Source organism: Mesorhizobium sp. M0772 (assembly GCF_040320135.1).
GTDB lineage: Bacteria > Pseudomonadota > Alphaproteobacteria > Rhizobiales > Rhizobiaceae > Mesorhizobium.
This window is the reverse complement of record NZ_JAMYPB010000004.1, coordinates 84320-105931: the sequence shown is the minus strand read 5'-3', so window position 1 is coordinate 105931 and position 21612 is coordinate 84320. Positions and strand designations below refer to the sequence as shown.

At 62.6% G+C, this 21612-nt stretch carries 17 protein-coding genes; 7 read left to right on the top strand and 10 right to left on the bottom strand.

Annotated features, from left to right (window positions below; translation table 11 throughout):
* Positions 1 to 8: 8 nt before the first annotated feature.
* From NKI06_RS04180 to amrB, 4 genes are all read left to right on the top strand, one after another.
* Positions 9 to 401: a hypothetical protein gene (locus NKI06_RS04180; protein ID WP_027049727.1), complete on the top strand. Its 393-nt coding sequence runs from the start codon at positions 9 to 11 to the stop codon at positions 399 to 401.
* Entirely contained in the window at positions 398 to 1111 is a 714-nt protein-coding gene (locus tag NKI06_RS04175) for a DUF4760 domain-containing protein (RefSeq protein WP_352984180.1), read from the top strand. Before NKI06_RS04180 ends, NKI06_RS04175 begins: the two co-directional genes overlap by 4 nt.
* A 57-nt stretch (positions 1112 to 1168) precedes the next feature.
* Complete coding sequence (locus NKI06_RS04170; RefSeq protein ID WP_352984178.1) at positions 1169 to 4147, top strand: hypothetical protein; 2979 nt, start codon at positions 1169 to 1171, stop codon at positions 4145 to 4147.
* A gap of 149 nt (positions 4148 to 4296) precedes the next feature.
* Positions 4297 to 6015 carry an AmmeMemoRadiSam system protein B gene (gene amrB / locus NKI06_RS04165; protein WP_352984176.1) on the top strand — a complete coding sequence of 573 codons (1719 nt, stop codon included), beginning with the start codon at positions 4297 to 4299 and terminating at the stop codon, positions 6013 to 6015.
* Between the two features lie 29 nt (positions 6016 to 6044).
* Here amrB and NKI06_RS04160 read toward each other — a convergent pair whose 3' ends face one another.
* The gene (locus tag NKI06_RS04160; RefSeq protein WP_352984175.1) at positions 6045 to 7847 is read right to left on the bottom strand and encodes an MORN repeat-containing protein; all 1803 of its coding nucleotides are present in this window, start codon (positions 7845 to 7847) and stop codon (positions 6045 to 6047) included.
* A 192-nt stretch (positions 7848 to 8039) separates the two neighbouring features.
* Positions 8040 to 9119, bottom strand: coding sequence for a trypsin-like serine peptidase (locus NKI06_RS04155; RefSeq protein WP_352984173.1), 1080 nt, complete (start codon positions 9117 to 9119; stop codon positions 8040 to 8042).
* 402 nt (positions 9120 to 9521) lie between these two features.
* Here NKI06_RS04155 and NKI06_RS04150 point away from each other — a divergent pair, with 402 nt between their 5' ends.
* Complete coding sequence (locus NKI06_RS04150) at positions 9522 to 10613, top strand: S1 family serine peptidase (protein WP_023713445.1); 1092 nt, start codon at positions 9522 to 9524, stop codon at positions 10611 to 10613.
* 80 nt (positions 10614 to 10693) lie between these two features.
* Here the strand turns inward: NKI06_RS04150 and mgrA are convergent, their stop codons facing one another.
* From mgrA to NKI06_RS04115, 7 genes are all read right to left on the bottom strand, one after another.
* Positions 10694 to 11740, bottom strand: coding sequence for an L-glyceraldehyde 3-phosphate reductase (gene mgrA, locus NKI06_RS04145; protein ID WP_023683033.1), 1047 nt, complete (start codon positions 11738 to 11740; stop codon positions 10694 to 10696).
* A gap of 57 nt (positions 11741 to 11797) precedes the next feature.
* Positions 11798 to 12940 (bottom strand): Gfo/Idh/MocA family protein, encoded by a 1143-nt coding sequence (locus NKI06_RS04140; RefSeq protein ID WP_352984172.1) that lies wholly within the window; start codon positions 12938 to 12940, stop codon positions 11798 to 11800.
* Between the two features lie 11 nt (positions 12941 to 12951).
* Positions 12952 to 13698 carry a sugar phosphate isomerase/epimerase family protein gene (locus NKI06_RS04135; protein ID WP_352984171.1) on the bottom strand — a complete coding sequence of 249 codons (747 nt, stop codon included), beginning with the start codon at positions 13696 to 13698 and terminating at the stop codon, positions 12952 to 12954.
* A 110-nt stretch (positions 13699 to 13808) separates the two neighbouring features.
* Positions 13809 to 14909 (bottom strand): ABC transporter ATP-binding protein, encoded by a 1101-nt coding sequence (locus tag NKI06_RS04130; protein ID WP_352984170.1) that lies wholly within the window; start codon positions 14907 to 14909, stop codon positions 13809 to 13811.
* Positions 14910 to 14914: 5 nt separating this feature from the next.
* Positions 14915 to 15850: a carbohydrate ABC transporter permease gene (locus tag NKI06_RS04125; protein WP_023669802.1), complete on the bottom strand. Its 936-nt coding sequence runs from the start codon at positions 15848 to 15850 to the stop codon at positions 14915 to 14917.
* Positions 15843 to 16736: a carbohydrate ABC transporter permease gene (locus tag NKI06_RS04120; RefSeq protein WP_023683029.1), complete on the bottom strand. Its 894-nt coding sequence runs from the start codon at positions 16734 to 16736 to the stop codon at positions 15843 to 15845. The genes NKI06_RS04125 and NKI06_RS04120 overlap by 8 nt, the downstream gene beginning before the upstream one ends.
* Before the next feature lie 81 nt (positions 16737 to 16817).
* Positions 16818 to 18056 (bottom strand): ABC transporter substrate-binding protein, encoded by a 1239-nt coding sequence (locus tag NKI06_RS04115; RefSeq protein WP_352984168.1) that lies wholly within the window; start codon positions 18054 to 18056, stop codon positions 16818 to 16820.
* Between the two features lie 390 nt (positions 18057 to 18446).
* Between NKI06_RS04115 and NKI06_RS04110 the strand changes: the two genes are divergently transcribed.
* Positions 18447 to 19490 carry a LacI family transcriptional regulator gene (locus NKI06_RS04110; protein WP_023683027.1) on the top strand — a complete coding sequence of 348 codons (1044 nt, stop codon included), beginning with the start codon at positions 18447 to 18449 and terminating at the stop codon, positions 19488 to 19490.
* A 33-nt stretch (positions 19491 to 19523) separates the two neighbouring features.
* On the opposite strand, the gene gnd is transcribed toward NKI06_RS04110, so the two are convergent.
* Positions 19524 to 20951, bottom strand: coding sequence for an NADP-dependent phosphogluconate dehydrogenase (gene gnd, locus NKI06_RS04105; protein WP_352984166.1), 1428 nt, complete (start codon positions 20949 to 20951; stop codon positions 19524 to 19526).
* Between the two features lie 206 nt (positions 20952 to 21157).
* Here gnd and NKI06_RS04100 point away from each other — a divergent pair, with 206 nt between their 5' ends.
* Positions 21158 to 21595 carry a VOC family protein gene (locus NKI06_RS04100; RefSeq protein ID WP_352984164.1) on the top strand — a complete coding sequence of 146 codons (438 nt, stop codon included), beginning with the start codon at positions 21158 to 21160 and terminating at the stop codon, positions 21593 to 21595.
* The last annotated feature ends 17 nt before the right edge of the window (positions 21596 to 21612 follow it).

The window sequence follows — 21612 nt, the reverse complement described above, 5'->3', positions numbered from 1 at the left end:
TGCAACAGATGAGGACATCAGTGACTATCCCCGTGCTCTCCTGGCGTGCAGCGACGGTCGGCCTTGCCGGCAGCCTGTTGCTGGTTGCCAGCGCCTCGGCGGACGAGAATTGCGGCCTGTGCGCCAAGCAGATCGTCACCAATTCCGAGCTCGCCACCTGCTTTCTCGACCAGTACGACCAGATCGCCAAGACCGGCAACACGGCCGTTGTCGTCGATCTCTCCAGCTGCGCCTCGCGCGGCGTGGTCGAGCCCTTGCCGTCACCCAGCAAGGCGGCTGCCGAACCGGACGTGCAGTTCATGATTTCGCGCACGCAGCTCGATTGCCTGAAAAAGAAGCTGGAGACACCCGGCATCGTGCTCGATCCCACCGCCATCATCCAACTGGACAGCTGCGGATGAAAAGGCCGGGGGGCACTGCAACGCAGAAATCGCCGGTCACATCGGCGCCTCCGCCGGCCAAGAAGCCGGCGACCTTGCCCGAAACCACCGAAGGCTTTCCGTGGCCGAGCAGTCACGAGATCAAGAAGGAAGCCAACCCGTTCACCGACCGCGACTGGCGCATGCTGATCTATGCCTGGTCGGGTCTCGCCGTGCGCCTGGCGATCGTCTTCACCCTGGCCTTCTCGGTCTTCCAGTTTCTCGCAAACCAGGAACAGAAGCGCGTCGAGCAGACGATGTCGCTGGTCGAGCTTTGGGAAAGCAAGGATTTTCAGCAGGCGCAGCGCGCGCTCAAGGAGCGCCTGTCGTCGCTCAACGCCAAATACGACAATCTGCTCAGCGCCACGCCGTCGCCGACCGAGGAACAGGTCTTCCGGCAACGCATTGGCATCGAGGCGATGACTGCCGGCGGCGGCACCATGCCGATCGCCGATTTCAACGACAATTTTGATCGCATCGTCTATTTCCTCAATCGTCTCTCCATCTGCGTTGAGGGCAAGCTCTGTTCGCGCGATGTCGCCGATGCCTATTTCCGCGACTATGCGGTGTCGTTCTGGAGCTATTTTGCCGGCTACATCGAAAAAGAACGCAAGGCCGGTTCCGCCAATTATGCCCAGGCGATCGAGAATTATGTGCGTCACGGGTCGCCGCCGTCCGCCGACTCCAAATAGCGGCGCAACAAGGTGCCGGTCAGCTCCCATGCCCTGCGTGCTTTCCGGTGGCTGGTCATGCTCGGTCTTCTGGCGCTGGCGTCGGTCGCCCGTGCCGAGGACCTCGATTTCCATCTCGATCTCAACACCGGCGGCCACAGCGCCAGGGTCACCGACCTTGCCTTCACGCCGGACGGCGAGGAACTGGTCTCCGCATCTGACGACAAGACCATCCGCATCTGGGACTGGCAGAGCGGGGTGACGCTCCGCACCATCCGCGGCTATCTTGGCAATGGCAATGACGGCAAGGTCTTTGCGATTGCCGTGTCGCCGGATGGCGAGACGATCGCCGCCGGCGGTTATTTCGGCGCCGGCATCGGCGACGAGCCCCCTTATGGCGATGTCAGGCTGTTCGATTTCACCACCGGCAAGATCAAAACCGTGCTCAAGGCCGCTGACTATGCCATGTATGATGTCGCCTTTTCACCCGACGGAAACACGCTCGCCGCCGGCGGTGGCGATGGTCTCGTCTACCTCTGGCGGGCGGACGACAAATCCGCGTCGGGCTGGACGCTGGCGGAAAAACTCGATGCCGATTCCTGGCGTGTGGAAAAGCTCGCCTTCGCCGCTGCGGGAACCCGGCTGGTGGCGACGACCACCGACAACGGCATAAGGCTCTGGGACATCGCCAAGTCAGAGGAAATCGCTTTGCCCGCCGAGGCCGAACCGCTGCGCGATGTCGGCGTCGCCGCACTCGCCGTGTCATTGGATGGCAGGCTGTTCGCCACCGGCAGCAAGGACGGCGACGTCCAGCTCTGGCAGGCCAGCACCGGCAAATTCGTCCGCGCCATGCCGAAGCAGGATTTCCAGATCGGCGCTCTGAGCTTCGCCACGGGTTCGCGGCTTGTGGCGTCATGCAGCTATCGCTGCGCCGACAAGCATCGCTCGGCGGTCTGGAATACCGACAGCCGCGAGCAACTGCTCGATTATAACGGCCATGACGGCACGGTCTTTGCTGGCGCCGGCAATGCCGACGGCTCGCTGGTGGCGACAGCCGGCGGCACCCGCAACGCCATCCAGGTCTGGAACCCCATGACCGGCGAGCGCAAGGCGCTGCTGCAAGGGGTCGGCGAACCGGTGACGGCGATCGGGATCGATGCGGCGAGCAGCTCCATCGCTTGGGGCAACACCAACCCCTGCCCTGAACGCGTGTCCTGTCCCGAGCTGCAGGGCACGCTGGACAAGGTACTGGCGCTACCGACGGCCGAGCGGTTCTTCGAGGACCCGGAGGCGCTGGCGGAACAGGGCGCCTATGCCCGCGCGGCACTGACCGACGGTGGGTGGTTGCTTCGCGCCGTCCCCGGCGGCAAGGACGGCCTGGAGAATGCCGTGCTCGAAATCGCGAGCGGCGGAAAGGTGATGCACAGCATCGAGAATTCCGCCACCAATGGCTTCCTCCATTCGGCTTACACGCTGATCGGCAATGGGCTTGGCCTGATCACCGGCGGCAGCGACGGCACGCTGTTGGAATACAAAACCGCGACCGCCGAGGTATCGAGTGAATTCACCGGCCACACCGGCGAGATCAACGCCATGGTTGCCGTCGAGAAGGAAAGGCTGTTGGTCACCGGCAGCGCCGACCAGACCGTGCGGCTGTGGAATTTGAAGAGCCACAAACTGATCGTGTCGATGTTCTTCGCCGACTCCGAATGGATCGCCTGGATGCCGCAGGGCTACTATTATTCCTCCGCCGATGGCGACAAGTTGATCGGCTGGCACGTCAATCAGGGCCGCGACCACGAAGGGCGTTTCATCAGCGCCGGCCAGCTGAAGAAATATCTCTGGAGCCCGGAAATGGTGCGCCGGGCCATCATCCTGCGCAGCGCCGAACAGGCGGTCCAGGAAATGCGTCCCGGCGTTGACCGCCAGCTGGAAAAGCTGCTCGAGCGCAAACCGCCGGAATTCGGCATCAAGCTTGCCGCCGACCAGAGCAGTGTCCGCGAAGGCTATGTCGCCGTCGAAATATCAGGCGTGCAGGAAGCAGGCGCCGACGTCGCCGGGTTTTCGATCCTGTCGAACAGCCGCAATGTCGGCAATGTCACGGCGCGCTCGGCCGATGGCGGCAAGAGCACCATCGTCGAAGTGCCGGTCGAGAATGGCGAGAACACCATTCGCATCACCGGCACCAACGAGTTCGGCTATCTGACCGAGCGCAGTGTCACAGCACTTGGCAGGAAAACCGAAAAGCCCGCCAACAAGGGCAAGCTCTACGTCGCCGTGATCGGCGTCGACAAATATCCTTTCCTCACCGATGCATGCGCCGGCCACGCCTGCGATCTGCGCTATCCCGTCGATGACGCCACCGAATTCCTCAAGGTGATCTCGCAGAAATCCGCGCCCTTGTTTTCGGCGATGGAGACGCTGGTTCTGGTCAACCGCGAAGCGCTGGATGAGGCGCCCGATTCCGGCAAGGACGTGTTCAAGGTCGCCAGCGCCGACACCATCCTGGAACCGGATTCCGACACCATCGACGACCAGCTCGCCGACTTCCTCGACAGACCCGGCGAGAACGACACCACCATCATTTTCGTCGCCGGTCACGGCATCAACATCGACGAAGACTATTATTTCATCCCCACGGACGGCCGCAAACAGGATGCCGACCGCTGGAAGCGCTCCTCGCTGGTCGACTGGGGCGACATCCAGAAATCGGTTGAGCGGGCCAAGGGCATGCGCTTCATGCTGCTCGACACCTGCCACGCCGCCAACGCCTTCAACCCGCGCCTGGAAAAAGACGCGCAGGACGCACGCATCGTCGTCTTCTCGGCCACCGCTGCCAACAACACCGCCGCCGAACTGCCCGAGCTCGGCCATGGCGTCTTCACCTATTCGATCCTCGAAGGCCTGCGCGGCCGGGCCAAGACCTCCGACGGCGGCGTGACGCTGTTCGGCCTCGCCGACTACATCTCGCGCGAAGTGCTGCGGCTGACCGCGTCCAAGCAGAAGCCGTTCTACTATGTCGGCGGCGTGGAGAACATTGTGCTGGCTGAGCCGTGAGAGGTTTGCGCCCGGACACCCCTCTCTGCCCTGCCGGGCATCTCCCCCTCAAGGGGGGAGATCAGCTGACATCCGCGACTTCGCCAATCATCGAAGTTTCAGAAGATGGGCCGGCGATCAAGCTGCCAATCTCCCCCCTTGAGGGGGAGATGTCCGGCAGGACAGAGGGGGGTGCCTGGGCGCAGACCATTCTGCTGATCTTTGCAGTCACCCTCCTCACCTTGTCTCCTCTCCAAGCGTCTGCCGCCCCCATCACCTGCCCGCCCGGCGACACAAACTTCCCGTCCTTCTACTCCGACCCCACACTCTTCACCGACGCCATCGCCGCCGTCGCCAGAATCGAGCCGTCCAACCAACGCCTCACCGGCATCACAGTCCCCCACCACCTGCTCGTCTCAGATCTCGTCGCACTCGGTTTCCACGCCGCGTCCGGCTTCCGCTACAAGCGCATCGTCATCCTGTCGCCGGACCATTTCCACGAGACGCAGAAACTCTTCGCCACGACGCCGCGCGGTTTTGAAACAGTGCTCGGTCCAGTCCAGGCCGACACGGAAGCCGTGCACCTTCTGGAAGCGAACAGCGACATGGTCGAAGACTCCTGCCTGTTCGCCAGGGAGCATGGCGTGCAGGCGATGCTGCCTTTCCTGCATCACTATTTCCCCGAAGCTGAAATCGTGCCGGTGGCGATGTCGGTCAAAGCCAAGCGAGCCGACTGGGACCGGCTGGCGCAGGCGCTGAAAGCGATCGTCGACAAGGACACGCTGATCGTCGAATCCACCGATTTCTCCCACTATCTGCCGCAGCACGAAGCCAGGCGTTTCGACCAGCAGACGCTGAACATGCTCGCCGCCGGTTCGCTCGACGGCATCGCGGCGCTGCGCCAGCCGGATCACGCCGATTCGGTCGGTGCGCTCTATATCCAGACCAGGCTGCAGCGCGAACTGTTCGGTGCTGCGCCGCTGGTCGTCGCCAACGAGAACTCGCAGGCGCATTCAAGCGACTATGTCGAGCGCACCACCAGCTATGTCGTGGCGCTGTTCGGCGCCTTCGGCCCCGGCTTCAACAATCCTGCCCGTCCCGACGACAAGCTCTACTATTTCGCGGGCGACGTGAATTTCGGCCGCGCCATGAAGAAGATCCTGGTCCGCGACGGTGTTGCCGAGAAGATCGTCGAAAGCGTGCTGGCCCTGACCCGCTCGCGGCCGCTGATCGTCAATCTCGAAGGCGTGATCCTGCCCAACGTCCCTGAAGCGATCGACGACATGACGCTGGCCATGCCCGCAGACCTCGCCATCGACATGCTCAAGAAATTGCATGTCGCCGCTGTCAGCCTCGCCAACAATCACGCCTACGACCTCGGCCCGTCAGGCTATGCCGAGACGCTGGCCGCACTCGATGCGGCCGGCATCGCCCATTTCGGGCAGGGCGAGACGCTGGCGCTTGCCGATCTCGACCTGGTCGGGCTGACCGACATCGATACCAACGGCTCCAGGAACACCGACCTTCTGACGCCTGCTTTGCTCGACCGGCTGTTGCACGACAATGCCGAGCGGCCGGTGATTGCCTTCGTCCATTGGGGCCGCGAGTACAAGACGGAGCCGTCGCCTCGCGAGGAGATGCTTGCCGACCAGATGCGGCTGCGCGGTGTCACGGCAATCGTCGGCGGTCATCCACATGTATCGAGCGAGGCGATCCTGCCGCTCGGCGGCGGCGATGTTGCGGAGATCTATTCGCTCGGCAATTTCCTGTTCGACCAGAAAGCCGAACGATCGTCCGGGTCGATGCTGGAACTCAGGGTGTTCAGCCAGGGCACGATCTTTGCCCGGCTGATCCCGCTGCCCAATTTTTTCGAGATGGGCTCGAAATGACGCGATTCCCGAAAGGACGTGACAAGACCTCAACAGCCTTGCAGATCTTCCGGCAGATAGCAGACCGCCGGCTTGGTGCTGGTTTCGAACAGCGACTGCTTCGGCCTGAAATAGAAGAACGTGGCCGGCTTGCTCTCGCGTGTGCTGCCATCGGCGAAATGGGCGGCGATGCTGAAGCGATGGATCGACGACATTGACGACCACATTTTCAGCCGTGCCGTGTAGGCGCTGAGATTCTTGTTGCCGCGCACCGGCATGGGGATGCTGTAATCGGTCTTGCCGATCGGAAATTCGATGTTCTGGTAGCGCAGCGCTTCGGGCGACGCGCCGCCGCCATCGCCGCATTCGGCGAGCGATTCTGGGACCTCGATGCTGACCAGCGAGACGATGACGCGAAACGGCTCGCTCTGCTGGTAGACAGCGCCCTGATCGTCCGCCCAGGAATAATCGAGCTTGCCAATCCCGGTCACGCTCATTTTCTCGACGCTGCCGCTGATGTAATCGGCAACGTCGCCGAACTTGACCTTGTTGGCCACCTGGGCGCGGCAGACATCCAGGCTGTCCCTTGACGGGCAGGTGAAGCGCTCGGTCTCGAGCGTGGTTGTGTCGACGCCGGCTTCAGTCAGCACGTCCTTGATCGAGACGTCGACGCCATCGCCGAAAGTGCCGATGTCCTTCGTGAACATGCGGCTCGGCTCGCCGGTCGCGTTGTCCTCCTCGTCGGTCCTGGTGAACTGGATCGACATCTTCATGTCTTTCACGTCGCCCCAGCCATTGTTGACGATCGAGAAGTCGGGGCGGAAGCCGACGCAGCCATAGTGCTCGCTGATCGACAGCATCGGCTTGCGGTAGGCCTCGCTCGCGGCCACCTTCATTTCCAGGCTGTCGATCTTGACCCTCGACTGGTCGGTGGTCTTGAGGTCGACTTCGGCGAAGGCCGGCGCCGTCTCCCAGTCCATGCCTTCATAGACATTGCCGGTACGAATCTCTCCGGTGCCGTTCCAGGCATCGTTGTACTGGTCCGACACCGGATAGATCGCGATGTCTTCGTCGCGCACCAGATGCTGGTACTGCATGTCGGCCTGCTGCGTCATGCGCTGGTCGACGGCAATGCCGATCTCGACCTTGTCGGCGGAACCGCCGCCGGTCTGCGCCTTGAGCAACCCGCCCACTCTGGCATCGGCCAGCACATCGGGGCGCGCACCGCCGATCTCCTTGCCCATCGCCCATTGCGACCAGTAGACGGTGCCGCCGGGCAGCCGGGTGCGGCCCTTGCCGTCCTTCAGCCCATCGGCAAAAGAGCCGACGAATATCTCGCCTGTCTTCGTCTCCAGCCTGCCCTCGCCATTCGGCACACCGGCCCTGAATTGCCCTTCATAGCGATTGCCGTCGGCATCGACATGGATCGCATGGCCGTCGAGCTGGCCGGCGACCCAATGGCCGTCGAGAATCTCGCCCGAACGCAGCTCCAGCCGGCCTTGTCCTTCGGGGCGGCCATTCCTGATCTCGCCGAAATAGCTGGAATAGATCGTCTTGGGGTCGTAGCTCGCCGAGCCGCGTACGCGCCAGACCAGCCTGCCCTTGCCGTTGACGGTGCCGTCGGCTGCGACGGTGCGGTCCGGCGACACGCCGGCTGCCGGCTCCCAGGTGAAATCAAGACCCAATTCCGGGTGGGAATCCCAGACCCGTACATTCTTGCGCAGCACCGAACGTGTTTCGCTTTGATAGAGGATTTGCACCCGCTCGGCCCAGGCGCCATCGGGTGCGGCACCGCCTTGATCGGCCATAGCGGAAAAGCATGTCAGTGCGGCCAGCATGGATGCAGCCGCCATCGCTTTGACCCCGAAGATCATTCTTGCCCGCGCCATCTTACCCAACCCCTTGGATCGCCTAGCGTAAGCACCGCTGCAACACAGTGCAAGAGAGGTGTTTCGATACAAAAAAAACCGGCGGCAGGAACGTCCCGCCGCCGGTTTGGTAGTGCTGGTTATCGCCGCTGTTTGCCGGCGAAAGATCATTCAGCCTTATTTGTACAGGCTGTTGATCCACGCCACGTTGGCGGCGTTCAGGCGCACCGCAGTGTTGGCGTTGGGGCTTTCGGCCACGTTCACGCCGGTGACGACGCGCTGCTTGGCGCCATTATCATAGGCGTAGACCGAGCTGCCGCTCGATCCCGGATAGGTGTCGCAGTCATACTGGAAATACTCCGCGCCGACGTTTTCGGCTTTCACTTCGCAGGTCGCCTTCCACATCGTTCCCATCGGCTTGTCGCCGGGGTAGCCAACGATGTTTGCGGTGAAATCGCCGAGGTTCTCATAGTTGGCATAACCCAGCCAGCCGAGATTGGTGCCGACATCCTGCTTCAGCGTGATGACGCCGAGATCCCACGGAATGACCGAGCCGTAGTAACCCTGATAATTGTCGATGAAGCCCTGCAAGATATAGACGCTCTCGTAGCTGAAAGCGCCAAACGGTGCATCGTCGGCGGTGTTGCCGTTGAGCGACGGCACGAAGATGACGTCGTCGAGCCAAGCCTTGTCTTCATTGCTGTAGAGGCAATGCGCCGCGGTGAGCACCGTGCGCGGACCGATCAGGGTTCCCGAGCAGCTGCCGTAACCGCTCTTGGCTTTGCCTTCGATATAGCCGATCGCGGTGAACGGGTACGTCTTGGTGTTCTTGATCTGCTCGCGGTCGTCGGCCCCGAACACCTGGCGGCCGGCTTCGTCGCCGCCCGTCAGCCCGGTCTTGTTGGCCGCTGGTGCGTTAGCGGGCGCATTCAGTTCCTTGATGACAAGGTCCTTCAGCGTCTCGCCGGCATCGATCTTGATGTCCTTGCCATCGGCGGAACGTCCGACGATGCCATAGGATTTGACCGCCGTGCCCTCGTCGGTCAGCGGCGCTGCCCGGCTGGCTTCATCTTCGGTCAGTTTCGGCGGCGCGATCGGCTTTGCACGGCCGGGCTGGTAGTCGCCCGTTCCGAGATCGCGCATGCTTTCGCCATTGCCGGCATTCGCTGAGCCGGGATCGGCGGCGAAGGCAGGCATCGTCCACAGTGCGGTGGATAGCAGTGCGGACGCAATGATAGTGCTTGTCAGTTTCGTCATGGTGAGACTCTCCCAAAAGTCAGCAAGGAGTGGAGCAAAATACAGAAATATTGTCGAGATCGTGGTGGAGTTAAAAAATTAGTTTGGTTACCCGCCCGTATCGGATCATCGGTCCGGGCGGCCTCGTTAAAGCCCTCCGCCAAACGCACCCGCGTCGATATACTGCCTAAAATAATCCAACATTGGCAATGACAAATCGCTTCCACGTAGCCCGTGGGGGGCTATAGGGTTTGGGTGGGCTCTGCCCGATGGGGCACGATTAGCAAAAGTCGTATTTCGGTTTTATGACCGCGCGGATGTCGTTCGTTCTGGCAGAAGGCGATCGAGGTACCGGTACCGCTTCTGTTGGTTATGCGTCATGGCGGCATGGCTCGGCATTTTTCATCTCAGGAGGGTTTCAAGGTGAACATTATCCATCGGTTCAGGCCGCTTGCCGCTGCATCGCTGCTGGGCATCGCGGCCGCTTTCCCCGCCGTCAACGCGCTCTATGCAGCCGACGACGCCGCCAGGCCGGAAGCGGCGGTCTCGCCGATGCAGCGCGTCGCCGAATCCCGGGACAAGGCCAAGGCCGAGAATCCCGACGGGGCCGACCGCGTCTATGGCGGCAAGGAAGCCGACAAAGGGGCCTATCCGTTCCAGGTGGCGCTGCTGACCAGCGCCCGGCTGGACCCCAGCCCGGCCTCGCAGCCGAACGCGCAATTCTGCGGCGGCAGCCTGATTGCTCCGCAATGGGTGCTGACGGCGGCGCACTGCCTCAACGACAAGGGCCGGCCGATTTCGCCCGACACGGTGACCGTGCTGACCGGCGCCACCGATCTTACCGAAGGCAAGCGCTACAAGGTGGTCGAGGTCATCGTCAACGAGGGCTACAGCGAACAGACGCTGGACAATGATCTCGGCCTGCTCCGGCTGGCGGAGCCCGCCGATGCGCCGGTCATCAAGATCACCAATGAGCCGACGCCAGACAGCGGCAAGACCACGGTCATCGGCTGGGGCAAGATGCAGGACGGCACCTTCCCGACCGCGCTGATGGTGGCCGATCTCGATCTCGAGCCGAGCGCTGCCTGCAACAGCGGCATCAAGTCGATCTATGCGCATGACCTGAAGGCGGCACTTGGCGATCTCTCGCATCGGATGCGTTATTCGGAAAAGGGCATCGATGCCGCCGCCAATGCGATCGCCGCCGATATGTCGGATCCGCTGACCAAGAACATGATCTGCGCCGGCACCGACAGCGGCGAACGCGACGCCTGCAACGGCGACAGCGGCGGTCCGCTGTTCATGACCGGCGCCAACGGTCCGGTCCAGGTCGGCGTCGTCTCCTGGGGCGAAGGTCCGTCCGACGGCACCGCCGCTTGCGGCCACAAGAATGCCTATGGCATCTACACGCGATTGGCCAACTATACGGGTTGGATCGAAGCCAAGATGAAGACCCCGGCTCCCGCAGCCGCGGCGGCGCCCAAGGCCGGTCTCGGCACGGCCAAGAAGCCCTGAACGGGCCCGAAGCTTGATAAACGCAAAACGGCGGGATCTTTCCCGCCGTTTTGATTCATGTCCGGTGCCGGCTGTTCCGCTTACTTCCGCGGCGGGCCTTTGCGCTCGGCCGACGCCGCCCACAGATTGATGTCGGACTCGCGTGCGTAAGTGTCGATTTCGGCGAGCTCGGCATCGCTGAACTCGAGCACCTTGAGCGCGCCGACGCAGTCCTCGACCTGTTCGGGCCGGCTGGCGCCGATCAGCGCCGAGGTGACCCGGCCCTTGCGCAGCACCCAGGCTAGCGCCATCTGCGCCAGCGTCTGGCCACGCTTGCCGGCGATCGCGTTCAGCGCCTGGATGTTAGCGATGGTCTTTTCGTTGATGAAGGCGGGCCGCAGCGACTTGCCTTGGCTGGCGCGGCTACCCTCGGGGATGCCGCCGAGATATTTGTCGGTCAGCATGCCTTGCGCCAGCGGCGAGAACACGATCGATCCGACACCGAGCCCTTCCAGCGTATCGAGCAGTCCGTCCTCTTCGACCCAGCGGTTGAGCATCGAATAGCTCGGCTGATGGATGATGCAGGGCGTACCGAGCTGCTTCAATATGTCGGCGGCCTCGCGCGTGCGCTGCGAATTGTAGGACGAGATGCCGGCATAGAGCGCCTTGCCGGAACGCACCGCATGGTCGAGAGCGCCCATCGTTTCCTCAAGCGGCGTATCCGGATCGAAGCGGTGCGAATAGAAGATGTCGACATAGTCGAGCCCCATCCGCTTCAGGCTCTGGTCGAGGCTCGCCAGCACATATTTGCGGCTGCCCCATTCGCCATAAGGCCCTGCCCACATCTCATAGCCCGCCTTGGTCGAGATGATCAGCTCGTCCCGATAGCTGGCGAAGTCGGTGCGCAATATCTCGCCGAAGGCGATCTCGGCCGAGCCCGGCGGCGGACCGTAATTGTTGGCGAGATCGAAATGGGTGATGCCGAGATCGAAGGCCTTGCGCGCGATCGCCTGCTTGGTCTTGTGCGGCGTGTCGTTGCCGAAATTGTGCCACAGGCCGAGCGAGATCGCCGGCAGTTTCAGGCCGGATCGCCCACATCTGTTGTAGAGCATTTTCTCATAGCGGTGTTCAGCCGGCTGCCAGCGCATGGGTACAGATCCTGGATTGTATGGGTGTCGGCGCGCGCGCGCCCACACCCTTCTACCTCATTTCTGCTTCGCCAACAGTTCTTTTGCGTCCTTGACGCCGAGTGCAGCCGGCCGCTCGCAGCTGGTCTGCATGGCGACGAACTTGCCGGTCTCGCCCGACCGCAACAGGCCGGTCATGACGTCGACGGCATGCAGCGCGAGCTCCATCGAGCAACGATGCGGCCGGCCCTCGGCGATCGCCAGCGCCATGTCGGCAAGGCCTGCGGTGCGGTAGTTGGCCATCATGCCCTGGCCGTGCATTTCGTTGGGCACGCCGAACGGATGCTGCCATTTCGGCAGTTTCTTCACCGGTTTTGCCGCCTTGGTTATGCGCACGTCGCCACCGAAGAAATTCGGATCCGGCACGAACACCGTGCCCGTCTCACCATAGAGTTCCATCGGCGCGTGACCATGCGCCCAGACGTCCCAGCTGGTGTTGAGCGTGATCACGGCGCCGTTCTCGAACTCCAGCAGCCCGTGGATCGTCGTCGGCGTGTTGACCGGGATTTTCTCGCCCGCGCGCGGTTTCGATGAGATCGTGCGTTCCTTGGCAGGCGTCGTTGCGAAGGCCGCCACCTGCTTCACCGGCCCGATCAGCTGGATCAGGTTGGTGATGTAGTAAGGCCCGATGTCGAGCACCGGCCCGGCGCCCGGCTGGAAGAAGAAATCGGGATTGGGGTGCCAGTGCTCCATGCCGTGGCCCATCACATGACAGGTGCCGCTGGTGATCTTGCCGAGCGCGCCGGTGTCGATGAGGTTGCGCACCAGCTGGTGCGCGCCGCCGAGGAAAGTGTCCGGAGCCGAACCGATGCGCAGCCCTTTCTTCTCGGCCCGGCTCTTGAGGTCGAGGCCTTCCTTGACCGACAGCACGAACGGCTTTTCCGAATAGACGTGCTTGCCGGCATCGAGGATCTGCTTCGACACCTCGTAGTGCACCGCCGGGATGGTGAGGTTGACGATGATGTCGATCTCGTCATCCTTGAGCAGTTCTTCGACGGTCTCGGCCCGCAGCTTGAACTCCTTCGCCCGTGCCTTCGCCGCGTCCATGTTGATGTCGGCGCAGGCGCGCATCTCGATGCCGCGAAACAGCGGCGCCAGCGAGAAATACGCTTTCGAGATGTTGCCGCAGCCGATGACGCCGATACCCAGTTTCTTTGCCATGATGATTGTTCCTAGTAAGCCTTGACGGATGCGAGCGAGCGGCTGGCGAAGCGCTCGATGTCGTTGGGGTTGTCCTGTTCCATGACGTAGTATCTGGCCGCGCTCTTCGCCCGAAGTGTCTTGATCAGGCCGGCCCAGTCGATGGTGCCGTGGCCGACATCCGCCCAGCCATCCTCGTCAAGGCCTTCGCCTGATTTGGCCATGTCCTTGACATGGATGGCGCTGATGCGCTTGCCGTGCTTTTCGATCCACGGCAGCGGATCGACGCCGCCGCGGATTACCCAGGCGACGTCCATCTCCCAGCCGATGTCGGGCGCAGCCGACAGGATATGGTCCTGCGGCACCGAGCCGTCGGCGAGTGTCTTGAACTCGAAATCATGGTTGTGCCAGGCAAAGCCGTAGCCGGCTTTTTTTGCGGTCTCGCCGACCTTGGCCAGACGCTCGCCAAAGCCGCGCCAGCCGGCAGCGTCGGCCGGGCGCTGTTCGGCCACGAGATAGGGACAGATGACCAGCGTGATGCCGAGCGCATCGGCTGTTTTGCGTACCCCGTCGAAATCATTCTCCAGCGCATCGATCGAGAAATGTCCGGTCGGCATCGAAAGCCCGTTCTTGTCGAGTTCGGCGCGGAACGCCTTGGGGTCGTCATAGACGCCGCCGAAACCTTCGACTTCCTTGTAGCCGAGCTTACCAAGCATTTTCAGGATGCCGTCCCACGGCTGGAAATTGCGGGCGCTGTAGAGTTGGAATGACCAGTTCATCGTCTCTGTCCGTTTCTTGGGTGGTTAAGGCTTGGGGATGTTTCGGGGGATCGTTTTCGCGATTAGGGGGATCGTTCTTGGGAGGATGGTTTGCGGATGATTCTAGAGGGTCACAGGCGATTGCCGGTCGCGGCGTCGAACAGCGAGGCGCGCGCCGGATCGAAACCGAACTGGATCGGATCGCCGCTGCGCAGCGTCCGTTCCGCCTCGACGCGGAAGGAGAGGTTGCGGCCGGCAAGCTTCGTCCACACCAGCGTGTCGGAACCCATCGGCTCGACGATCTCGACCGAACCGCCGGCGGAAAACGGCATCGACTTTGCAGCGTCACCGAAAGCGATATGTTCAGGCCGGATGCCCAGCACGCAAGCGCCGGCCGGGCGCTCCGTGCCGTCAAAGGTATAGCGATCGAGCGGCACCGAAACACCGTCGGTCCTGAACACTGGAGCAGCACTGGCCTCCAGCTCCCCTTCGAGGAAATTCATCGCCGGCGAGCCGAGGAAGCCGGCGACAAACCGGTTGACCGGCCGGTTGTAGATCGTCTGCGGCGCGTCGAGCTGCTGGATGACGCCGCCGCGCATGACCGCGATACGGTCGGCCAGCGTCATCGCCTCGATCTGGTCGTGGGTGACGTAGATCATGGTGTTCTGCAGCTTGCGATGCAGAAGCTTGATTTCGACGCGCAGTTCCGAGCGCAGCTTGGCGTCGAGATTGGATAGTGGCTCGTCGAACAGGAAGACATCGACGTCGCGCACCAGCGCTCGCCCGATCGCCACGCGCTGGCGTTGGCCGCCGGACAAGGCCGCGGGCTTGCGCTGCAAAAGCGGCTCGATCTGCAGGATCTCGGCGGCGCGGGCGATGCGCTTGGCGATCTCATCCCTGGGCACGCCGGCAACGCGCAGGCCGAACGACAGGTTCTTCTCCACCGTCATTTGCGGATAAAGCGCATAGGACTGGAACACCATGCCGATGCCGCGATCCTTGGGCTCTTCCCAGGTGACGTTCTTGCCCTTGATGAAGATGCAGCCTTCGGAAATATCGAGCAGCCCGGCGATGCAGTTGAGCAAGGTCGACTTGCCGCAGCCCGAGGGACCGAGCAGCACGATGAACTCGCCCTCTGCGACCTCGAGATTGAGGGTCTGCAGCACCGATACAGAGCCGAAATTCAGGGACAGGTCCTGGATCGAAACGCTGGTGCCGTTGGCTGCCGTCATCGCCATCACCCTTTCACCGCACCGGCGGCGATGCCGCGCACGAAAAGCTTGCCGGAAATGAAGTAGACGATGAGTGGCACAAGGCCGGTCAGGATGGTGGCGGCCATGTTGACGTTGTACTCCTTCACGCCTTGCACCGAATTGACGATGTTGTTGAGCTGCACCGTCATCGGATAGGTGTCGGGGCGGGTGTAGACGACGCCGAACAGGAAGTCGTTCCAGATGCCGGTCACCTGCAGGATGATGGCGACGACGAAGATCGGCAGCGACATCGGCGCCATGATCCGCAGGAAGATGCCCCAGAAGCCAGCGCCGTCGACCCGTGCCGCCCTGAACAGCTCTTCCGGCATCGAGGCAAAATAGTTGCGGAACAAAAGCGTGAGGATCGGCATGCCGAAGATGGAATGGACGATCACCAGGCCGCTGAGGCTGCCGTAGAGGCCGATCTCGCGCAGGATGATGACGATCGGATAGATCATCACCTGATAGGGGATGAAGGCGCCGACGATCAGGATGACGAAGAATGTGTCGGCGCCCTTGAAGCGCCAGTTGGCGAGCGCATAGCCGTTCACCGAGGCGATCGCGATCGACAGCAGCACCGACGGCACGGTGATGCGCACCGAATTCCAGAAGCCGCGCGAAAGCCCGTCGCAATTGAGGCCGGTGCAGGCGGTCGCCCACGCCTTTACCCACGGTTCGAACGTGATTTCGAGCGGCGGCGAGAAGATATTGCCCATCCGTATCTCGGGCATGCCCTTGAGCGAGGTTACGACCATCACGTAGAGCGGCAGCAGATAGTAGACCGCCACCACGATCAACGTGCCATAGAGGAAGATATTGCGGCGCGAGAAGACATGCCGCGGCTTCGGCCCGCGCGGCCCCGAGGCTTCGCGCTCGGCGGCACCCGCGCTGGCGGGCAAAGGGACGGCCGGGTCAGCCACGCTTCCTGCCTCCAAATTCAAGGTAGGCCCACGGCACGACGACGATCACCACCGAGAGCAGCATCATGGTCGAGGCGGCAAAGCCCTGGCCAAGATTCTGTGCGAAGAACATGTAGTCATAGACATATTTGGCCGGCACTTCGGAGGCGATTCCGGGGCCGCCGCTGGTCTGGGCGACAACGAGGTCGTAGACCTTGACGATGCCCGACGCGATGATGACCAGCGTGGTGATGAAAACCGGCCGCATCATCGGGATGACGATGAACAGATAGGTCTTCCACATCGGGATCCCGTCTACCCGCGCTGCCTTCCAGATGTCCTCGTCGATGCCGCGCAGGCCGGCCAGCATCAGGCACATGATGAGCCCGGTGCCTTGCCACAGCGCCGCAATCGAAATGCCGTAGATGACGATGCTGGAATTGTAGAGCGGGTCGAAGTTGAAGCTCGTCCAGCCGAGGTCCCGCACCACATGCTGGATGCCGAAATCCGGATTGAGCAGCCACTGCCATACCAGGCCGGTGACGATGAAGGAAAGCGCGAACGGATAGAGGAAGATGGTGCGGAACGTGTCCTCGAAACGGATCTTCTGGTCGAGAAGCGCTGCAAGCAGGAAGCCGATGACCAGTGAGAACACCAGCGAGATCGCGCCGTAGATCAAAAGGTTCTCGATCGAGATCAGCCAGCGCGGCGTCGCCCACAGCCGGTAATACTGGTCGAGCCCGGCGAAATTCAGCCGTGGCAGCAGCTTCGAATTGGTAAAGGAATAGAACACCGTCCAGACGGTGCCGCCGACGAAAACCACCGACGCGGTGAGGATCATCGGGATCGAGGCGACCTTCGCATTGATGTTGCGGAACAGCGGGTTGGGGCGTTCGCTCTTGCTCATCTCGTCAGCCGGCTGGGTAAGGGCGGTGCGATCCCGGCCCTGCTTTCGCAAGGCCGGGAGCGAGGTGTATTGCCTCCAACGTCAGTCTGCCGAAGCGATGAGGTCGGCGAAGCGCTTCTGCGCGTCTTCGATGGTCAGGTCCGGCTTGGCGAAGAATTCGGCGAAGAGATCTTCCTTCTGCTTCTGGGTATCCTGCGAAAGCAGTTGGTCCGTCCACGGGATGACGGCGCCCTTGGCGAGGATGGCCAGACCCTTCTTCATGCAGTCGTTCGCCGCATTGAGATCGACGTCACCGCGCACCGGCAGCGAGCCCTTCTTGAGATTGAAGGCGACCTGAGTCTTAGGGTCGAGCAGCGTCTCTGCCAACACCTCCTGCGCCTTGGACTTGTCGGCATCCTTGAGCAGCGGGAAATAGAAGGCGTCGCCGCCGGTGGCGATAACTTCGTTCAGACCGAGGCCCGGCAGGCAGGCATAGTCCTTGCCGGCGACCTTGCCGGCAACCTGGAACTCGCCTTGCGCCCAGTCACCCATGATCTGGCCGCCGGCCTTGCCGGTGATGACCAGATTGGTCGCCTGGTTCCAGTCCTGCACATTGGTGTTCTTCGCCATCTTGCGGGCATCGTCGGCGGCCTTGAAGACCTTGGCGATCTCGGGCCCAGCGGCGAACTTGGCGTCCTTGTCCTTGTAGACCTTGAGGAATGCATCGGTGCCGCCGACCGCCGCCAGCAGCACATCGAAGGCGCCGGAAGATTGCCAGGCCTGTCCGCCGACAGCGAGCGGGATGATGCCCGCCTTTTCCAGGGCGGGCGCTGCCGCCACGAATTCATTCCAGTCCTTCGGCAGCGGCACGCCGGCCTTCTCGAAGGCTTCGTTCGACAGCCACAACCACTGCCAGGAGTGGATATTGACCGGCACGCAGTAGATCTTGCCGTCTATGGTGCAACTGTCGAGCAGGCTCTTCGGCCGCACGATTTCCGTCCACTTGCCCTTGGTGGCGACATCGGTGAGGTCGCGCATCAGGCCGGCCTGCACCAGTTCTTCGGCCTGCCGGCCGTGATTGAACTGGGTGGCGCCCATCGGATCGCCGCCGGTGATGCGGCTGATCATGATCGGCCGTGCCGTGCCGCCGGATCCGGCAATGGCGCCGTCGACCCAGTGATTGCCGGTCGCGTCGAAGGCCTTGGCGAATTCCGCAACCGCCGCCGCCTCGCCGCCCGACGTCCACCAATGGGTGACTTCCAGGTCGGTGGCGGCCGCCGGGCCGGCAAGCTGAAGCGCGGCCGCCGCGGCAAGGGCAGCGGTCAAAAGTCTATAGCGCATTTCGGTTCCTCCCAGAATCTGAAACGTTACAGATTTTCGATACGGCAATTATGCGGTGCGTGCAACCCCTGAGATAAACGCGCTCGAATGTTTTTTCGAGGCGCGAACAAATTCGTTGCGTGCAAACCGGCAAACTCCGCGCAAAACCGGGTGCTGCGCTGCAAAATCATGCTGCAGCGCAAGAAAACCGTCTCGAACCTGATTGTCGCGCAACGTTTCTGGCCGCCAAAACCCTGCCAACCATGGCTTGAGAGACCCACGCGCTGCGATGTTGGAAATCTGTAACGTTTCAGTATATTGAGGCCTGACGGCGAAGAACCGTGCCACATCGTCATCGAAGCGATTGTCGGCTGGTCCGGCGGCTGCTATGCGCCTGACGGGGCGGGACGAATGGACAGGGACCAGACGGAGAAGGACGACGAGGCGTCGGCGCATGAGCGGCCGACGCTGAAAACGCTTGCCTTCATGACCGGGCTCGGCGTCACCACCGTCTCGCGCGCGCTGAAGGATGCACCCGAGATCGGCGCCGAGACCAGGCGGCGGGTTCAACTCGTCGCCAGGCAGATCGGCTACCGGCCGAACCGCGCCGGCGTGCGCCTGCGGACTGGCAAGACCAATGTTATCAGCCTCGTGCTCAATACCGAGCGCGAGATCATGAGCTTTGTCTCGGACATCATCTACGGCGTCTCGGAGGTCATTGCCGACACACCCTATCACCTGATCGTCACGCCCTACTCGCGCTCGCAGGATCCGCTGGACCCGGTAAAGTATCTGGTCGAGTCCGGCTCGGCCGATGGCGTCATCATCTCACGCACGCAGCCCAACGATCCGCGCGCCCGCTACATGCTGGAGCGTGGCATACCCTTTGCCACGCATGGCCGCACCGATATGGGGCTTGTCCACCCCTATCACGACTTCGACAATTACGCCTTCGCCGCCGAAGCGGTGCGCCATCTGGCCAGCGTCGGCCGGCGCCGGCTGGCGCTGGTAGCGCCGCCGGTCGGGCTCACCTATTACGACCACACGGTCAATGGCTTTGCCGACGCACTGAGCGAGGTCGACGCCAGCGAAGTGCCGTTCAACGCTGTTTCGATCGACCAGTCGATCGATCAGATCAGGACGCGGACCGCGCAGTTGATGCGCCGCGACGTCAGGCCGGACGGTTTCGTCAGCAGCGCCGCCGCAGCAACGCTGGCCATCGTCGCCGGCATCGAGGATGCCGGCCTGAAACTCGGCCGCGACGTCGATGTCGTATCCAAGCAATCGTCGGAACTGCTGCATCTGTTCCGCCGGGAGTTGCTGATCGTCAACGAAGACTTCCGCCTCGCCGGCACCGAGCTTGCCCGCGCCGTGCTGGGCTGGATAGGCGGCGCGGCACCTGGCTCTTTGCAGACTGTGGTCAAGCCAGGCGACGTCGTCGCGTATCAGGGCTGACTGGCACGACCTGAGAGGCCGCCTCACCTGACCCTAGCCGGCAGCGCCGCTGCCCCATGGGCCATGGAAAGCCCCCTGCTCGCCGATGCGCTCGAAACCATGCGCGCCGAAGAAATCGCGCTGCGCCTGGATCAGGTTCGAGGTGCCGCGGCCCTGGCGGTAGCTGTCGAAATAGGCAAGCGCCGACGCCAGCGCCGGCACGGGCGAACCGGCCTCCGACGCTCTTGCGACGATGCGCCGGAGCGACGGATGCGCCTCCTGCATCATGGTGGTGAAAGCCGGCGCCATCAAAAGGTTGGTGGACGCGCCGCCCGAGCCGAAGGCTTCCGCCATGGTGTCGAGCATCTGCGAGCGGATGATACAGCCGGCACGCCAGATCTTGGCGATGGTCGGCATCGGCAAGTTCCAGTTGAACTCCTTCGAGGCGGCGCTCATCACCGCGAAACCTTGTGCATAGGCGGCGATCTTGCCGGCGAGCAGCGCCAGCTCCAGGTCTTTCAGAAGTGCCGCCTTGTCGCCGGAGATCTCGGTGACGCCGATATTGCCATAGGCTTTTTCGGCCGCCTGCCGCTCATCCTTGATCGAGGACAGCACGCGGGCCGCCACCGCCGCCTCGATGGCCGTCGCCGGAATGCCGAGCTGCTGCGCCTCGATGACAGACCATTTGCCGGTGCCCTTCTGGCCGGCACGGTCGAGGATGATGTCGACCACCGGCTTGCCGGTCTTTGCATCGTCGGCGGCCAGCACCTTGGCGGTGATCTCGATCAGATACGAATCGAGCCGGCCCTTGTTCCAGTCCTCGAAGACCTTGCCGATCTCCTTCGGCCCCATGCCGAGACCGTCACGCAGGATGCCGTAGATCTCGGCGATCATCTGCATGTCGGCATATTCGATGCCGTTGTGGATGGTTTTCACGAAATGCCCGGCGCCGTCTGTGCCAAGCCAGGCAGCGCACGGTTCATCCTTGAACTTGGCCGAGATCGCGGTCAGCACGCGTTCGACGCGCTTCCAGGAGTCTTCGGTGCCGCCGACCATGATCGACGGTCCATGGCGCGCGCCTTCCTCGCCGCCGGATACGCCCATGCCGATGAAGGTGAGACCTGAGCCCGACAGTTCCGAAAAGCGCCGCATCGTATCGCGGAAATTGGCGTTGCCGGCATCAATGACGATATCGTTGTCAGACAACACGCCGCGCAGCGCTTCGATCTGTTCGTCGACCGGCTTGCCGGCCAGCACCATGATGATGACCGGGCGCGGCGGCTTGATCGCAGCTGCCAGTTCCTCCAGGCTGTAGCAGGGCACCACCATGTCCCTGAGCGAACCGGCGCCTTCGAGGAAGGCATCGGTGCGCGCCTTGGTGCGGTTGAAGACGGCGATGCGGTGCCCGTGCTCGGCAATGTTGAGCGCGAGGTTGGAGCCCATTGTGCCAAGGCCGATCAGGCCTATTTCGGCTTTTTCCATCGTTTCTTCCCTGCTTTCGGATTTTGTTGAGGCCGCGTTTTTCGGGATGCCCATTTTTCGGCGAGATGATTGACGGGCCTTTCGCGCCACGTCAACCGCCTCGCCGAATTGTGTTGCGTCTGCGTTGTGTCAGACCGAGTCAGGAAGGGTCAGTTGGTGACCAGGCGACGCCTTGCCGATCGAACATATGACGTTAGGTTGAACTTATGGCAGTCAAACGGATGGACAATGTCGGAATCGTCGTCGATGACCTCGACGAGACGATTGCCTTCTTTCGCGAGCTCGGCCTCGAACTGGAAGGGCGGGCGACGATCGAAGGCGAGTGGGCCGGACGTGTCACCGGGCTCGGCGATCAGCACGTCGAGATTGCCATGATGTGCACACCGGATGGCCATAGCCGGCTCGAGCTCTCCCGCTTCCTCACGCCGACGGTCGTCGCCGATCACCGCAACGCCCCGGTCAATGCCCTGGGCTACCTGCGCGTCATGTTTACCGTGGACGACATCGACGACACGCTTGAAAGGCTCCGCAAGCGTGGCGCGCAGCTGGCCGGTGAAGTCGTCCGTTACCAGGACGTGTATCGGCTCTGCTACATCCGCGGGCCGGAAGGGCATCTCATCGGGTTAGCCCAGGAACTCGGCTGAGCGCCCTTCGCAGGCGG

Bases quoted from the DNA above. Each gene is read 5' to 3' on its own strand.
- NKI06_RS04135 (WP_352984171.1), bottom strand. From the start codon at position 13,698: ATGAACTGGTCATTCCAACTCTACAGCGCCCGCAATTTCCAGCCGTGG.
- NKI06_RS04155 (WP_352984173.1), bottom strand. From the start codon at position 9,119: ATGACGAAACTGACAAGCACTATCATTGCGTCCGCACTGCTATCCACC.
- NKI06_RS04160 (WP_352984175.1), bottom strand. From the start codon at position 7,847: ATGGCGGCTGCATCCATGCTGGCCGCACTGACATGCTTTTCCGCTATG.
- NKI06_RS04120 (WP_023683029.1), bottom strand. From the start codon at position 16,736: ATGAGCAAGAGCGAACGCCCCAACCCGCTGTTCCGCAACATCAATGCG.
- amrB (WP_352984176.1), top strand. From the start codon at position 4,297: ATGTCCGGCAGGACAGAGGGGGGTGCCTGGGCGCAGACCATTCTGCTG.
- NKI06_RS04170 (WP_352984178.1), top strand. From the start codon at position 1,169: ATGCTCGGTCTTCTGGCGCTGGCGTCGGTCGCCCGTGCCGAGGACCTC.
- gnd (WP_352984166.1), bottom strand. From the start codon at position 20,951: ATGGAAAAAGCCGAAATAGGCCTGATCGGCCTTGGCACAATGGGCTCC.
- NKI06_RS04100 (WP_352984164.1), top strand. From the start codon at position 21,158: ATGGCAGTCAAACGGATGGACAATGTCGGAATCGTCGTCGATGACCTC.
- NKI06_RS04130 (WP_352984170.1), bottom strand. From the start codon at position 14,909: ATGACGGCAGCCAACGGCACCAGCGTTTCGATCCAGGACCTGTCCCTG.
- NKI06_RS04175 (WP_352984180.1), top strand. From the start codon at position 398: ATGAAAAGGCCGGGGGGCACTGCAACGCAGAAATCGCCGGTCACATCG.
- NKI06_RS04140 (WP_352984172.1), bottom strand. From the start codon at position 12,940: ATGGCAAAGAAACTGGGTATCGGCGTCATCGGCTGCGGCAACATCTCG.
- mgrA (WP_023683033.1), bottom strand. From the start codon at position 11,740: ATGCGCTGGCAGCCGGCTGAACACCGCTATGAGAAAATGCTCTACAAC.
- NKI06_RS04180 (WP_027049727.1), top strand. From the start codon at position 9: ATGAGGACATCAGTGACTATCCCCGTGCTCTCCTGGCGTGCAGCGACG.
- NKI06_RS04110 (WP_023683027.1), top strand. From the start codon at position 18,447: ATGGACAGGGACCAGACGGAGAAGGACGACGAGGCGTCGGCGCATGAG.
- NKI06_RS04115 (WP_352984168.1), bottom strand. From the start codon at position 18,056: ATGCGCTATAGACTTTTGACCGCTGCCCTTGCCGCGGCGGCCGCGCTT.